Origin of the sequence: Pseudomonas sp. NPDC086566, from assembly GCF_050280885.1 — a bacterium.
GTDB lineage: Bacteria > Pseudomonadota > Gammaproteobacteria > Pseudomonadales > Pseudomonadaceae > Aquipseudomonas > Aquipseudomonas vlassakiae.
The window spans coordinates 22,097-36,994 of record NZ_JBNNWD010000002.1; the positions used below are offsets into that span (position 1 = coordinate 22,097).

At 62.7% G+C, this 14,898-nt stretch carries 13 protein-coding genes; 4 read left to right on the forward strand and 9 right to left on the reverse strand.

Annotated features, from left to right (window positions below; all coding sequences use genetic code 11):
- Window positions 1-3: 3 nt before the first annotated feature.
- Entirely contained in the window at window positions 4-942 is a 939-nt protein-coding gene (locus ACQKPS_RS04275) for an MlaD family protein (protein WP_254482491.1), read from the forward strand.
- The gene (locus ACQKPS_RS04280; protein ID WP_254482489.1) at window positions 939-1,562 is read left to right on the forward strand and encodes an ABC-type transport auxiliary lipoprotein family protein; all 624 of its coding nucleotides are present in this window, start codon (window positions 939-941) and stop codon (window positions 1,560-1,562) included. The genes ACQKPS_RS04275 and ACQKPS_RS04280 overlap by 4 nt, the downstream gene beginning before the upstream one ends.
- Here the strand turns inward: ACQKPS_RS04280 and ACQKPS_RS04285 are convergent.
- The 6 genes from ACQKPS_RS04285 to ACQKPS_RS04310 form a co-directional block, all read right to left on the reverse strand.
- On the reverse strand, window positions 1,544-2,773 hold the full coding sequence (locus tag ACQKPS_RS04285; RefSeq protein WP_254482487.1) for a nucleoside recognition domain-containing protein: 1,230 nt from the start codon (window positions 2,771-2,773) through the stop codon (window positions 1,544-1,546). The genes ACQKPS_RS04280 and ACQKPS_RS04285 overlap by 19 nt on opposite strands.
- Before the next feature lie 224 nt (window positions 2,774-2,997).
- Window positions 2,998-4,326: a glutamate/aspartate:proton symporter GltP gene (gltP, locus tag ACQKPS_RS04290; RefSeq protein ID WP_254482486.1), complete on the reverse strand. Its 1,329-nt coding sequence runs from the start codon at window positions 4,324-4,326 to the stop codon at window positions 2,998-3,000.
- Between the two features lie 726 nt (window positions 4,327-5,052).
- Entirely contained in the window at window positions 5,053-5,526 is a 474-nt protein-coding gene (locus ACQKPS_RS04295) for an inhibitor of vertebrate lysozyme family protein (protein ID WP_254482485.1), read from the reverse strand.
- Between the two features lie 2 nt (window positions 5,527-5,528).
- Entirely contained in the window at window positions 5,529-5,690 is a 162-nt protein-coding gene (locus ACQKPS_RS04300) for a DUF1328 domain-containing protein (RefSeq protein WP_003252966.1), read from the reverse strand.
- A 42-nt stretch (window positions 5,691-5,732) separates the two neighbouring features.
- Entirely contained in the window at window positions 5,733-6,026 is a 294-nt protein-coding gene (locus ACQKPS_RS04305) for a hypothetical protein (RefSeq protein ID WP_427602921.1), read from the reverse strand.
- Between the two features lie 177 nt (window positions 6,027-6,203).
- Complete coding sequence (locus ACQKPS_RS04310; RefSeq protein WP_427603341.1) at window positions 6,204-7,007, reverse strand: BON domain-containing protein; 804 nt, start codon at window positions 7,005-7,007, stop codon at window positions 6,204-6,206.
- 228 nt (window positions 7,008-7,235) lie between these two features.
- Here ACQKPS_RS04310 and algB point away from each other — a divergent pair, with 228 nt between their 5' ends.
- Window positions 7,236-8,582 carry a sigma-54-dependent response regulator transcription factor AlgB gene (algB, locus tag ACQKPS_RS04315; protein ID WP_176508394.1) on the forward strand — a complete coding sequence of 449 codons (1,347 nt, stop codon included), beginning with the start codon at window positions 7,236-7,238 and terminating at the stop codon, window positions 8,580-8,582.
- 8 nt (window positions 8,583-8,590) lie between these two features.
- A complete protein-coding gene (locus tag ACQKPS_RS04320; protein ID WP_427602923.1) occupies window positions 8,591-10,357 on the forward strand; it encodes a KinB sensor domain-containing domain in 1,767 nt (588 codons plus the stop codon).
- A 12-nt stretch (window positions 10,358-10,369) separates the two neighbouring features.
- On the opposite strand, the gene ACQKPS_RS04325 is transcribed toward ACQKPS_RS04320, so the two are convergent.
- The 3 genes from ACQKPS_RS04325 to ACQKPS_RS04335 form a co-directional block, all read right to left on the reverse strand.
- Entirely contained in the window at window positions 10,370-11,989 is a 1,620-nt protein-coding gene (locus ACQKPS_RS04325) for an EAL domain-containing protein (protein WP_254482481.1), read from the reverse strand.
- 82 nt (window positions 11,990-12,071) lie between these two features.
- Entirely contained in the window at window positions 12,072-12,848 is a 777-nt protein-coding gene (locus ACQKPS_RS04330; RefSeq protein ID WP_427602925.1) for an N-acetylmuramoyl-L-alanine amidase, read from the reverse strand.
- Between the two features lie 59 nt (window positions 12,849-12,907).
- Window positions 12,908-14,845, reverse strand: coding sequence for a GGDEF domain-containing protein (locus ACQKPS_RS04335; RefSeq protein ID WP_254482478.1), 1,938 nt, complete (start codon window positions 14,843-14,845; stop codon window positions 12,908-12,910).
- Window positions 14,846-14,898: the final 53 nt, after the last annotated feature.

Genomic DNA, 14,898 nt, shown 5'->3' on the forward strand with positions numbered 1-14,898 from the left:
ACGATGGAAACCCGAGCTCATCACGTCCTGATTGGCCTGGTCACCGTGCTGGTGGTGGCTGGCGCCATGCTGTTCGGCCTGTGGCTGACCAAGTCCAGCGTCGACGACGCCTTCAAGGACTACGAAGTGATCTTCAACGAAGCCGTCTCTGGCCTGTCCCGCGGCAGCCCGGTGCAGTACAACGGTATCAAGGTCGGCGATGTCACCAGCCTGCGCCTGGACCCGAAAGACCCTCGCCGTGTGCTGGCCCGCGTGCGTCTGAGCGGTGACACCCCGGTCAAGGAAGACACCCAGGCCAAGCTGACCCTGGCCGGGGTCACCGGCAACTCGTTCATCCAGCTCAGCGGCGGCACGCCGCACAGCCCGGAACTCAAGGGCAAGGACGGCAAGCTGCCGGTGATCGTCGCCTCACCGTCGCCGATCTCACGCCTGCTCAACGACAGCAGTGACCTGGTGACCAACATCAACATGCTGCTGCACAACGCCACGCAGATGTTCTCGGACAGCAACATCGAGCACCTGAGCAACACCCTGGCCAACCTCGACCAGACCACCAGTGCCTTCGCCAACCAGAACGGCGGTGTCAGCGAGGCAATCGCCCAACTGGCCCAGGTCGGCAAGCAGGCCAATGCCACCCTGGCCGAAACCCAGGCACTGATGCGCAATGCCAACGGCCTGCTCGGCACCCAGGGCAAGCAAGCCATCGGCAGCGCCGAGCAGGCCATGCAGTCGCTGGCCGACAGCGCCGCGACCCTCAACAGCCTGCTGCAGGACAATCGCCAGTCCATCGACGACGGCGCCCAAGGGCTCAACCAGCTGACCCCGGCTATCCGAGAGCTGCGCGAAACCCTCAACTCGCTCAAGGGTATTTCCCGGCGCCTGGAAGCCGACCCGAGCGGCTACCTGCTGGGCCGTGACAACAACAAGGAGTTCCAGCCATGACCCCCTCGCTGCGCCTGCTGGCCCTGGCGGCCGCCCTGAGCCTGGCCAGCGCCTGCTCGATCCTGCCGCAGAGCGAACCGGTGGATACCTACCGCCTGCCAGTCAACCAGGCTAGCCACAGCACCACCCCGGTGGCCTGGTCCCTGCGCCTTAACAAGCCGCTGGCCAGCGAAGTGCTGGCCGGGCCACGCATCGCGGTGATCCCCCAAGGCGATGTGATCAGCAGCTACAAAGGCGCCCGCTGGAGCGACCCGGTGCCATTGCTGGTGCGCAACCGCTTGCTCGATGGCTTCCAGCGCGACGGCCGGGTGCAGCGGCTGAGCGCCGACGACAGCAACCTGCAGGCCGATTACGAGCTGAGCGGCGAACTGCAGGCGTTTCAGAGCGAGTACCAGCCGGGGGGCAAGGTGGACGTGGTGATCCGCTACGACGCACGCCTGGTGCAAGGCCGCAGCCAGCGTATCCTAAGCAGCAAACGCTTCGAAGTACGCCAGCCACTGGCGGATACCCAGGTGTCAGCCGTGGTCGCCGGCTTTGGCGCAGCCAGCGATCAGCTGGCCAGGCTGGTGGTGAACTGGACCGTAGCGCAAAGCAGCCAGGCTCAGGCAAAGAACCAGTAGCAGACGCAGATGGCTGCGATCACACCGGAAAGCTCGGCCAGCAGGGCACAACCAACGGCGTGGCGTACCCGCTGGATGCCCACGGCGCCGAAATACACCGCCAGCACGTAGAAGGTGGTTTCGGTGCTGCCCTGGATGGTGGCCGCCACCAGAGCCGGGAAGCTGTCGACACCGTGGGTCTGCATGGTCTCGATCAGCATGGCCCGCGCCGCGCTGCCGGAGAACGGCTTCACAAGCGCGGTGGGCAGACCTTCGACGAAGCGGGTATCCAGGCCCATCCAGTTGACCGCATGGCGAATGCCGTCCAGGGCCAGCTCCAGCGCCCCTGAGGCGCGCAGCACACCCACCGCGACCAGCATCGCCACCAGATACGGCAGCAGGCTCCTGGCCACGTCGAAGCCTTCCTTGGCGCCTTCGACAAAGGCTTCATAGACCTGCACTCGCTTCAACGCGCCGATCACCAGGAACAGGATGATCACCCCGAACAAGGTCAGGTTGCCGAGGATCGACGACAGGCTGGCCAGTGCGGCCGCCGACAGGGTGCCCAGGAACGCCATGAAGCCGCCCAGCAGCAGAGCACCAGGGATCAGATAGGCGAGCACCACTGGATCCCACAGGCGCAAGCGCTGCATCACCGCCACCGACAGCAGGCCGACCAGGGTCGAGGCACTGGTCGCCAGCAGGATCGGCAGGAACACCAGGGTAGGGTCGGTGGCGCCTTGCTGGGCGCGGTACATGAAGATGGTCACCGGCAGCAGGGTCAGCGACGAGGCGTTGAGCACCAGGAACAGAATCTGCGCGTTGCTCGCCGTGGTACTGCTGGGGTTGAGTTCCTGCAGTGCGCGCATGGCCTTGAGGCCGATCGGCGTGGCGGCGTTGTCCAGGCCCAGGCCGTTGGCAGCGAAGTTCATGGTGATCAGGCCCAGCGCCGGGTGGCCGGGCGGCACTTCCGGCATCAAGCGGGCAAACAGCGGCCCGAGTACCTTCGCCAGCCATTCGACGATGCCGGCCTTTTCGGCGATCTTGAGGAAGCCCAGCCATAAGGTCAGGGTGCCGAACAGCAGGACCATGACCTCGACCGACAGTTTGGCCATGGCGAAGATACTCTCGACCATCGCGGCGAAGATGCCGGCATTGCCACCGACCAGCCATTGGGCCAGGGCGGAAACAGCCGCCACCAGGAAAAAGCCGAGCCAAAGGCCGTTGAGCATCCGTGTGATCCCCCTGAAAATTGCCCGCATGATAGCGTATCGTCGCCCCTCACTGGCGACCGAGATACCTGTAGGAGCGGCTTTAGCCGCGAACACCGGCGAAGCCGGTGCCATGCACCGTGTGCGTGCTTCGCGGCTAAAGCCGCTCCCACAGGGACCGCTCCAGACTCACAGGCAGCAAAAAGCCCCGACGAGTCGGGGCTTTCTGGTTCAGCAGGTCAGGCTCAGCGCTTGGCGGGTTCGCCAACCACAGCGGCCTGCGCTTTGTCCGCCATCAGCGAGGCGTAGTACTGCTCGCCCTTGGCGGCGTCGTACATGCCTTCCCAACGGGCGATCACCAGCGCAGCCAGGGCGTTGCCGATCACGTTCAGGGCGGTACGTGCCATGTCCATGATGCGGTCGACGCCGGCAATGAAGGCCAGGCCTTCCAGCGGGATGCCAACGCTGCCGAGCGTTGCCAGCAGCACCACGAAGGAGACGCCCGGCACGCCGGCGATGCCTTTGGAGGTGACCATCAGCGTCAGCACCAGCAGCAGCTGCTGGCTCCAGGACAGGTCGATGCCGTACAGCTGGGCAATGAAGATGGCCGCGATGCTCTGGTACAGGGTCGAACCGTCGAGGTTGAACGAGTAGCCGGTCGGCACCACGAACGAGCAGATCGACTTCGGCGCGCCGTACTTCTCCATTTTCTCGATCACGCGCGGCAGCACGGTCTCGGAGCTGGAGGTGGAATAGGCGAGGATCAGCTCGTCTTTCATGATGCGCATGATCTTGATCACCGAGAAGCCGAACAGGCGCGCTACCAGGCCCAGCACCATGAAGGCGAAGAAGGCGATGGCGAAGTACACCAGCACTACCAGCTTGGCCAACGGCAACAGCGAGCTGAAACCAAAGTTGGCAACAGTCACGGCGATCAGGGCGAACACACCGATCGGGGCGTAGTTCATGATCATGTGAGTGACCTTGAACATGGTTTCCGACACAGCCTGGAAGGTGCGCACCAGTGGCTCGCGCAGGTCGGCCTGCAGGCTCGACAGGCCGAGGCCGAACATCACCGAGAAGAAGATGATGGGCAGCATTTCGCCACGCATCAGCGCTGCGAAGATGTTCGACGGGATCAGGTTGAGCAGGGTCTCGATGAAGGCGTGCTCATGCTGTACCTCGGCTGCGGTGGCCTGGTATTTGGAGATGTCGACGGTACCCAGGGTGCTCATGTCGATGCCGGCGCCCGGGTGGAACAGGTTGGCCAATACCAGGCCGACAACGATGGCGATAGTGGTCACCACCTCGAAGTAGAGGATGGTCTTCAGGCCGATGCTGCCCAGTTTCTTCGCATCGCCAACCCCGGCGATACCCACGATCAGCGACGAAATCACGATCGGGACGACGATCATCTTGATCAGGCGAATGAAGATGTCACCGGCGGGCTGGAGGACGTTGCTGATCCACCAGGCCTTTTCAGCGCTGAAGTGGTTCAGCAGCGCGCCGACTGCAACACCCAGGAGCAGACCGATGACGATCTGCCAGGCGAGGCTCAGTTTTGCCTTCTTCATGTCTTTACCCTTTGTTCTAGTGGTCACGGGTACCGACCGGAAAAGCGCGTAACAGAGCCGTTGGCAACGTCACGGGCAGCTTTGGGCTTCCGTCCGGGGACCTCGTGTAAGGACACCGCGAGCGAGCGACAGGGCGCTCGGGCCAGCGAAAAGGCGGCAACTATTGCGATGGGACAGGCCGAAATCTAATGCCGGAAACGCATACCCCATGCCGATACGGCATACAGGCATGCGTCAAAATACGTCGCACGTAAGTCATTGATTTATAACGTTCGGGAATCCGAACAAGACCGAACCGCCATATTTCGGCAGTTTTGGCGGTAAAGGAGAGGACATAAAAACGGCCTGTTCGACAATCCGAATGGCCGAAATGCCACTTGCGTAGCACCTGTACCGAGCGAAAAAAAGTTGATGTACGGTCAACACAAAATGTGTCTTGGAGCCAACAACCTGAAAGGAATCCGCGCAACGCGCATGGCGCCTCGGAAGCCAGGCCAGGTTACGATGATGTTGCAAACACCCCGACCTGAAGCTTCCGATTCTGCCTTTCCTGACCCGGCCCAAAAACTGGAGGTACTCCCTGTACCCCTAGGCCACTCCGATCCTGCAACAATCAGAACAGCCCGGCCCCCTGGTCATGCGCGGCCCCTCCTCGGGGCGGCGCATCATAGAAGCAGGAAGATAAAAAGGTTCCGCTTCTATTGCGTGACAGCGCGCGACCGCTGGTCAGTACCAGTTCGGGTCACGCTTGAGTTGCTCTTGCAACAAAGCCTTCATGCCGTCGTCAGGCTTGCCCAGCCAACGGTACTGCGCATGGCGGGTCGGCGACTTGTCACGAGGCAAGCCTTCGGGCACTTCAACAAGCATCCCGTAGGCATCGTCCTTGTCCCAGCTGAACGCTACGATCAAGCGCTTGTAGGTACAGTTCTGCGGCGACTCGCACAATGGCCCGACCAGGTATTTGTCACCGTCTTCGGTCACCGCAGACATCTGCTCCTGGCCGCTGCCGCTCAGGTTGATCACCCAATCGGGCAAGCGCTCTTCGCCCTTGATCGTGTCCTGCCAGGTTTCCCGGTATTCAGGGTCCGAGCCGAGCAACTGCTCGACCCGGACCTGGCCATCATTGGCCGCCAGCACGGCTGCACTACCGCCTGTCATCAAGGCGGCGGCAGCCAGGGCTGCGCATAGCTTCCTGCTCATCTTCAACCTCGACCACGTCCAAAGAAGAAGGAGGCGACGAACAGGACCAGGAAGACAATGAACAGGATCTTCGCGATACCCGTAGCGGCGCCGGCGATACCACCGAAGCCAAGCACTGCGGCGACAATGGCGATGATGAGGAAAGTGATAGCCCAACTCAGCATGATGCTTCTCCTTTCTTTTTTGAAAACAGTACGGACAGCGTCTCAGAACACCCAGCGTTGCTGGGGCACTATGGTGTCGACGGTGGCCGGTGAGGTGTTGGCGGCAGGCCGCTGCCCGACAGGTTCGGCGGCTTTGACCAAGGTGTTGGCGCGACTTGCCTGAATCTGCGTCAGCAGCGCGGTTTGCGCCGCCACCTGATCGGCCAGGCGCGCGGTCTGCCAGCTGTAATAGAAGAGGCCGGCGGCCAAGGTCAGCAGCAATGCCATCCCGAGGAACAGGAACTGGCGCACGGGGAGTGCGGCATTCAGCGAGCGTTTGACGGATGGGCGGTTCATGCCAGCGTCTCCTACTGTAATTTTTCTGTTCAAACCTGAACAAGTAATTGCAGCCTGCATGCCAGCCCGATGAATCAGATAAAATCCTTTAAAATCAATGAGTTAAGTTAAACGCCAAACCCCGTTGAGGACGTATCCTGCACGATACCCCTGCTGACGTCGTGCGAATTGCACGATTCAACCCTCGACCTTGGTCGCCACCTTGAGCAGATCGGCGTCGACACCCCGCACACCGATGATCTGCCGGGCAATCTCCACGGCAATGGTCTTCTGCTCACTGCTGACCACCTCACCGCTCAGCCGCACCATGCCTTCCTCGCTGGCCACCTTGATATTCAAACCGTCCAGATTGCGGCTGAAACGCAAGCTGGTCTGGATCTTGTCGACCACCCAGCTGTCGCTTGGCTGCGTCCCGCTCGGGGCCGCTGCCGGGTTCTCCCTTGCCTTGGCCATGGCCGCGGAATCAAGGCTGACCAGGTTGTTGACCAGGTGTACGCCGTCAGTGGTGCGCGCCACCACGCCCGCCAGCTCCTTGGCCTCGGCACTGTCGACCTTGCCACGCAGGGTCACCACGCCATCGCTGCTTTGCACTTCGATAGGCGCTTTTTCCGTTAACCGGCTCCACAGCAAGCGCGCCCGGATCACCGCCGCCAAGGTCACATCCTCCAGCCGCTGAGCGTAGGCACGCAGCTCCAGCGGGCGCTCGACCAGTTCGGCGTTGACTCGCAACTGGTTGTCGACCTGCTCGATACCCCGTGTGGCCAAGGCCACATGTTCGGCCAACTCGCGCTCGACGCTGTTCTCGACTTCGCCTGAAAGACGGGCCAGCCGGCCATCGACCTCGACCTTGATGCGGAACGGGTTGAGCACCCTGTTGAGGGCCAGCGCGGTTTGCAGCGAACCCTCCAGGCGAGCGTCCTGGACAGGATCAGCCGACGCCGGTGTGCAAATGGACAGCATGGCGGCCGCCAACACGGCCATTCGGATGGTAGGGGACACGGTTGGACCTCTTTTTAGTTGGCAAAAGCAGAAAATCATCGCAACCAATGTGCCAGCGTGCTGCTCTAAGAAAATCATCGAGATATCTGGCGTCACGGTATGCCTTGGCCATTGGCTAGCATGCAAAGGACAGATTCCTTCACAATTGACCGTGCAACTTGCCCGATTTTTCCCACACTAATTGAAGACATATCCGAAGGAGCGCAGTACATGGAATCAGCCCAGGACAACCAAGGCCGCATTCTGCTGGTGGATGACGAGTCCGCGATCCTGCGCACCTTCCGCTACTGCCTGGAAGATGAAGGCTACAGCGTGGCCACGGCCAACAGCGCCGCACAGGCTGATGCGTTGCTGCAGCGCCAGGTGTTCGACCTGTGCTTCCTCGACCTGCGCCTGGGCGAGGACAACGGCCTCGATGTGCTGGCGCAGATGCGTATTCAGGCACCCTGGATGAGGGTGGTGATCGTCACTGCGCATTCAGCGATCGACACCGCAGTCGATGCCATCCAGGCCGGCGCCGCCGATTACCTGGTCAAACCCTGCAGCCCTGACCAGTTGCGCCTGGCTACGGCCAAACAGCTGGAAGTCCGTCAACTCTCGGCACGCCTGGAGGCCCTCGAAGGCGAAGTGCGCAAACCCAAGGACGGCCTCGACTCGCACAGCCCGGCCATGATGGCTGTGCTGGAAACCGCCCGCCAGGTCGCCACCACTGACGCCAACATCCTCATTCTCGGCGAGTCGGGCACCGGCAAGGGCGAGCTGGCCCGCGCCATCCACGGCTGGAGCAAGCGAGCACGCAAGGCGTGCGTGACCATCAACTGCCCATCGCTGAATGCCGAACTGATGGAAAGCGAACTGTTCGGCCATACCCGTGGTGCGTTTACCGGTGCCAGCGAGAGCACCCTGGGTCGCGTCAACCAGGCGGACGGCGGCACACTGTTCCTCGATGAAATCGGTGATTTCCCCCTGACCCTGCAGCCCAAGCTGTTGCGTTTCATCCAGGACAAGGAATACGAGCGTGTGGGCGACCCGGTCACCCGCCGCGCCGACGTGCGTATCCTCGCGGCGACCAACCTCAACCTTGACGACATGGTGCGCGAGAACCGCTTCCGCGAAGACCTGCTGTATCGCCTCAATGTCATCACCCTGCACCTGCCGCCGCTGCGCGAGCGCAGCGAGGACATCCTGACCCTGGCCGACCGCTTCCTGGCCCGCTTCGTCAAGGAATACTCCCGTCCGGCCCGTGGTTTCAGCGACGAAGCGCGCAGCGCGCTGCTCAACTACCGCTGGCCGGGCAACATCCGCGAACTGCGCAATGTGATCGAACGCGCCAGCATCATCTGTCCTCAGGAGCGTGTGGAAATCATTCACCTGGGGATGGGCGAACAACCGGCAGGCAATGCGCCCCGGGTCGGTGCGGCCATGAGCCTGGATGAACTGGAGCGTGCGCATATCGGTGCCGTGCTGGCCGCCAGCGACACCCTTGACCAGGCCGCCAAGACCCTTGGCATCGACGCCTCCACGCTTTACCGCAAGCGCAAGCAGTACAACCTGTGAAGCTGCCAATGAAGCTGCGCACGCGGCTCTTCCTCAGCATTTCGGCCTTGGTGACCGTGGCTTTGCTGGGCCTGTTGCTAGGCTTGGTGAGCGTGCTGCAGATGGCTACGGTGCAGCAACAGTCGGTGCGCGAAACCACCCATGTGCTGGAAGTGGGCCTGAAACTGCGGCAGAACCTCGGCGAGCAACTGATGCTGCTGCTGGACGAGGACACCACACCGGACAGCCTGCGCCCCCTGCAGGACAACTTCCAGGAGCTGCTCGACCATGGCTTGGCCGAAGGGGGTGAACGCACCGGCTTCAGCAAGGCCCGCAGCAACTACCAGGCCTTCCTCCAGGCTTACCGCGACAGCCCGGCACCGGCGCGAAGCATGGGCGTGGATCAACCCTTGGGCGCGGCATTCAACCAGGTGCGTACCGACCTCATCGATTCGCACAAGCAGGCCCTCGACTACATCACCCGCAGCGAAGAGCACACCCGTGACCGCGCCTTGCTGGTCAGCGGGATACTTGGCCTGATGGGGCTGGTGGTGCTGGTGCTAGGCTTCGTCACCGCGCACAACATCGCCCGGCGCTTCGGCCAGCCGATCGAAGCGCTGGCCAAGGCCGCTGACCAGCTCGGCCAAGGGGACTTCGAAATCACCTTGCCGATCACCCAGGCCGTCGAACTCAACCAGCTGACCCGCCGCTTCGGGCTGATGGCCGACGCCTTGCGCAAGCACCAGGCAACCAATGTCGATGAACTGTTGGCGGGCCAGCAGCGTCTGCAGGCCGTGCTCGACAGCATTGATGATGGTTTGCTGATCATCGACCGTCAGGGGCATCTGGAACACCTCAACCCCGTCGCTCAGCGGCAGTTGGGCTGGAACAGCAGCCGGGTCGGCAGTGGCCTGGCCGACGCCCTGCAGCGCCCGGAGCTGGAGCAACAGCTGCGCCAGGTCCTGCGCGGCGGCAGCCTGGATCGGCCACCGGAGGACCTGAGCATCGAGGTCGATGAAGAGTCACGCCTGCTAACCTACAGCCTGACCCCGGTCAGCCATCCGCAAGGGCCGATTCTGGGTGCGGTGATGGTCTTGCACGACGTCACCGAGCAGCGCGCCTTCGAACGTGTGCGCAGCGAGTTCGTGTTGCGAGCCTCGCATGAACTGCGCACCCCGGTCACGGGCATGCACATGGCATTCGGCCTGTTGCGTGAGCGCTTGAAGTTCCCGCCAGAGGCGCGCGAGAGCGATCTGCTGGAGACCATTGGCGAAGAGATGCAGCGCCTGACCCAACTGATCAACGACCTGCTCAACTTCTCGCGCTACCAGAGCGGCTTGCAGAAGCTCGAACTGGCCCCATGCGCCATCGACGACCTGCTCGACAGGGCGCAGGCACGCTTCAGCGAACAGGCCGCCGCCAAGCAGATCGAGCTGATCAAAGCGCTGGAGCCACCGCTGCCACGCATCCAGGCAGACGTGGCGCAACTCGACCGGGTGCTGGACAACCTGCTGCACAATGCCATCCGCCATACCGCCAATGGTGGGCGCATCCGCCTGCATGCACGGCGGCACGCAGAGCGCATGATCATCAGCGTCGAGGACAATGGCGAGGGCATCGCCTATGGCCAGCAGGGGCGCATCTTCGAACCGTTCGTACAGGTTGGGCGCAAGAAAGGTGGCGCCGGGCTGGGCCTGGCGCTGTGCAAGGAGATCGTGCAGTTGCACGGCGGGCGCATGGGTGTGTTTTCCCGGCCCGGGCAGGGCACTCAGTTCTACATGGCCTTGCCAGTCTGACCTTGCCCCCGCTCAGGGCTCATCATCGATCCGCGCCCGCCGTGGTTGCCGGCCACGGGTCACCAGTTCGGCGAATTGCCGGGCATTGAGCGGATGGGCAAACAACCAGCCCTGCCCGTAATTCACCCCCTCGCTGTTGAGCAGCACGGCCTGCGCCTCGCATTCGATGCCCTCGGCAATCACCCGCAGATGCAGGTCATGGGCCATGCGGATGATGTGCGGCGCCACGCCGCTGCTGGCAGCGTCGTGCCCCAAGGCATCGATGAACGCCTTGTCGATCTTGAGGCAGTCCACCGGCAAGGTCTGCAGGTAGGCCAGGCTGCAATAGCCCGTGCCAAAGTCGTCGATCAATACTTGATGCCCGACCGCTCGCAGGGCCTGCAGGTTATCCCGTGCCACCACCACGTCGATCAGCCCACGCTCGGTGACTTCAAAGGCAATCTGGCTGGCCGCGACGCGGTGCAACGCCAGCAGCCGCGCCGCCACCCGGCCAATGCGCGGCACCATGACATCGCAGGCTGCCAGGTTCACCGAGATATAAAGATCGCGATGCGAGCGCAGCAACTGGCCCAACTGCTCCAGCACACGTTGCAGCACGAAATCGGTGATCTGGCGGATCTGCCCGGTGTTTTCCGCCAGCGGAATGAACAAATCCGGGCTGGTCAGCGAGCCGTCCGGGCGGCGCCAGCGGACCAGGGCCTCGGCACCGACACAGCGACGGCTGTCGAGCTCGATGATGGGTTGATACAGCACCTGCAACTCGCCCCGGCGCAGGGCATTCTGCAGTTCGGAACTCATCGAACGCCGCTGCAGAATCAGCTGCAGCACCAGCCAGCCGATACAGCAGGCCGCCAGCACACTGCCAGGGAACAGCAGCCAAAGCATGCCGTTCATGCGTAAAGGCAGGCTGGCCCGCGGCGCGATCAGCACCAACTGGTAGTCCGGCGACTTGGTCGGCATGCGATAGACCAGCCGATCACGCAGTTCGAACAAGGACTTCTGGCTGGGAGGTGGCCAGCCACTGGTTGGCGGCCACGCCTGGGGCGGGCCCAGCACCGGGATGGCACGGGTGCCGTTATCCAGCACCACCAGCAGGCTGCCGCCCGGTGGCAGGTCAACCACGTCGGTCAGGTGCCCACGCGAGGTGGAAACCAGAAAATTACCCCGCGCCAGCATCAAGGCAGCGAGGTTTTCGTTGGGCTCAGTGGTGGTGTTGAGCCAGTAGCTGTAGGTCGGCCCCTGAATATCGGGCGCACGCGTTGGCACGAAGGCCCTGGCCCCGCCCCGGTTGGAGCAAGCGACATTGGCGTCCACATAAGCGGCTTCATAAATGAAACGCGAACCCAGGCCAACCTGCTGCAACACCGAAACCATCGCCGGGCTACAGCCACGCAGCGACTGCGCCTGCAGTTCGTCGACACCCTCGCGCAATTGGCCGAACACCTGCTCCAGGCGGTCGAGAAAGCGCTCGCCCTGGGCATTCATCTGCGCGCTCTCGCTTTCCTTCATCTGCTGCAGCGCAATACCGATACTGGCGGTCAGCAATACGGCGGCGCTGGCCAACGCTGCCAGGGAGGCCAGCATCCAGGGGCGGTAAAAAAATTGGCGCAACGCAGAAATCAGGGCAGACATGGGCAGCATCCAGTTGATTAACAAGGTATAGCAACTGGAATGAGAATCGGCTCTGCCGTTGGGCGCCCGAATACGATTCGCCTCAGCGCATGCGATTTAGCACCGAAAGCATGGCTGCGGTCTGAGCGTCCGGCATGCCGTCGAAACGCTGCGGGCGGAAATGCATCTGGAAGGCGGCGATCACCTGCCGCGTAGTGACATCCAGTTGCCCGGTCTGCTCGATGGCATAGCCGAAGCGCGCTAATTCCTGCTGGTACCAGCCGATGGTCGGAGGATTGACGTTGAAGTACGCCTGCTGGCGGGCTACGGCATTGGGCTCGGGCCAGACGCCAAGGCCCGCATCCGCCAGGCGCTTCCAAGGGAACAATGGGCCAGGGTCAAGCTTGCGCGACGGTGCAATGTCGCTGTGGCCGATGATGTGCCGCGGCTCGATGTTGTTGCGCTTGACGATATCCTTGAGCAAGGCGATCAGTGACTGGATCTGCGCCTCGCTGTAGGGGTACCAGACGCGGCCATTGACAGTGTCGTCGAACCCGGGGTTGACGATCTCGATGCCGATGGAGCTGGAATTCAACCAGGTGCGCCCTTGCCACTGGCTGTCACCGGCATGCCAGGCACGGCGGTTCTCGTCGACCAGCTGGTAAACCGTGGCCGGGCCGTCGCCGATCAGGTAATGCGCGCTGACTTCGCCATGGGTCAGCAACGCCAGCGAACGCTCCAGCGAGGCGTTGGTGTAGTGCAGGACAACGAACTGGATACGGTTGTCCTGGTTGGCGGACGGGTGGCTGCGGTCGATGCGCAAGCCGGTCGAGCAACCGGCCAAGGCCAGCAGCAGCAATGCGGAGAACAACGCTTTCATGGGAAAGGCCAGGACAATGTGGGTAATGCAATAGGATAACGGATACTTGGGTATCAGACTTATCCTTGCTCCACCCGGTTTCTTCCTGAGTCTTTTGCCCGATAAAGTGCAGCATCAGCACGCTTGAGCACTTGGTCGCCACGTTCGCCGGAGCGGAAGGCGCTCAAGCCGATGGATGTGGTGATGACCACGCGTTCGCCCTTGAAATGGAACGGGCAGGCCTCGATCGCCGCGCGCAGCGTTTCGGCAACCTGGGCTGCGGCTGCCGGGGAAGTCTGCGGCAGCAACAGCACGAACTCTTCGCCGCCGAAGCGGGCAATGAAATCGCGGGCGCGCAGGCGTTTGCGCAACTGATCGGCAACGATCTTCAGCACCTTGTCGCCGGCAAGGTGGCCGTAACTGTCGTTGATGCGCTTGAAGTGGTCCAGATCGAGGATCGCCATGGCCAGGTGACCACCACTTTCCTGCCAGTCGAGCATTTCACGCTCGACCTGCTCGCTCCAGGCCGCACGATTGGGCAGCCCTGTCAGTGGGTCGATCAATGCCTTCTGCCGTTGTTCTTCCAGGTGTTCGCGATAGCCAAGCGCTTCCTGTTCCATGCTGGCGACCCGCTCAGCCAGGCCCTGCAGGCGTCCGGCAAGTTCCTGCTCGCGGCGATCACGCTCGTGCTGGTGCTCGTCCATGGTGCCCAGCAGTGTTTCCAGGCGGTTTTCCAGGATGTGCTTGAGGCTGTCCACATCCACCGCGCCCTGAACGCTGCTTTGCAGCCCACCCACCTGTTCGCGCAGCTGGTTATCCAGCTCGCGTGCAGCGGAACTGTTGTCGGCATGGCCGGCGCTGGCTTCGTGCAGGTGGCTCTGGAAGCTGTCGAGGCGTTCGTTGAGCTGTTGCAGGTAAGTCTCGAATTCGTGCTGGCCGCTGTCGGTGATCGCCAACATGAGCACGGCCAGGTCGTCGAGAACCGGGATCAATTCATACCAGTTCAGCCCGCGTGCTACCCGCTCGCGCATTTCCAGGGCCTGGGCCTTGTGGCGCTCCGGCAGGCTGAGGTCGTCCAGCAGGCCGATCAGCGTTTGTTCGATGTGTGCGGCGACCTGGCTGTACGGTGGCTCCACCGCGTCGGGAAGGGCGTAGGGGCCGTCCTCTGCGAACACGTCTTCAAGTGTCGCCGGCACCGGGGCCGCCGGCTGCTCCGGTATTTCGGCAGGCTCTGCGGCCTGCGGCTCAGCTTCGGGCTGGACTACCCGCGGTTGTTCAGCGCGGTGTGCCTCTGCAAGCACTTGCGGCTGGGCAACATGTGCAGTTTCCTCAGGCGCCGGAGCAGGCGCGGCAGCCGTCAGAGGTTGCAGCTCGTCAGCATCAGGCGGTGGCAAGTCCACCAGCACGGGCCCATCCGGCTGTGGCTGTGCCTCGGCCTGCGCAATGGCGGGCGCAGGTTGCGCAGGCTGAGCGGCCTCATGCTGAGGCTCGTTGTCGCGGTTGCCGAACAGGCGTTGCAGGAAGCCCGGCCGGGCCTCGTCATCCGGTTTGCTCAGCGACGAGAGGGCACGCCCTTGCAAGCCACTCAGCTCACCCAGCAAAGGCGGTAACTCGCGTGACTGGGCGACCCCACCATCGAGCTTCTTCGCAAGCTTTTTCAAAGGCCGGGCAACTTCACCCGGCAACGGTAAGCTTTGAAGCTGGGTAACCAGCGCGTTCAGGGCATCGCTGACCTGATTCATGCGGGTTTCCCGGCGCTGCTCGGAATCCAGCACCGCCTTTTCCAGACGCGGAATCAACCCGGCAAGGCCAGCGTCCATGTTGTCGCTGCGAATAACCTCACGCATCTCCTTCATGCACTGGTCGACGACCTTGTCGCTGCCTTCGGCCGCCAGGGTGCTGCGCACCAGGCCACGGCGCAGCAGGTCGAGGCGCGCTTCCCAGCGGCGTTCGAGCTTTTCCTGCTTTTCGATGCTTTTGAGATATTTTTCTTTCCAGCGCTCGGCTTCTTCGGTCATGCCTGGATCCGCGACGGGTAATGCATCTGTGGGCTGTGTGATTACACACTGTC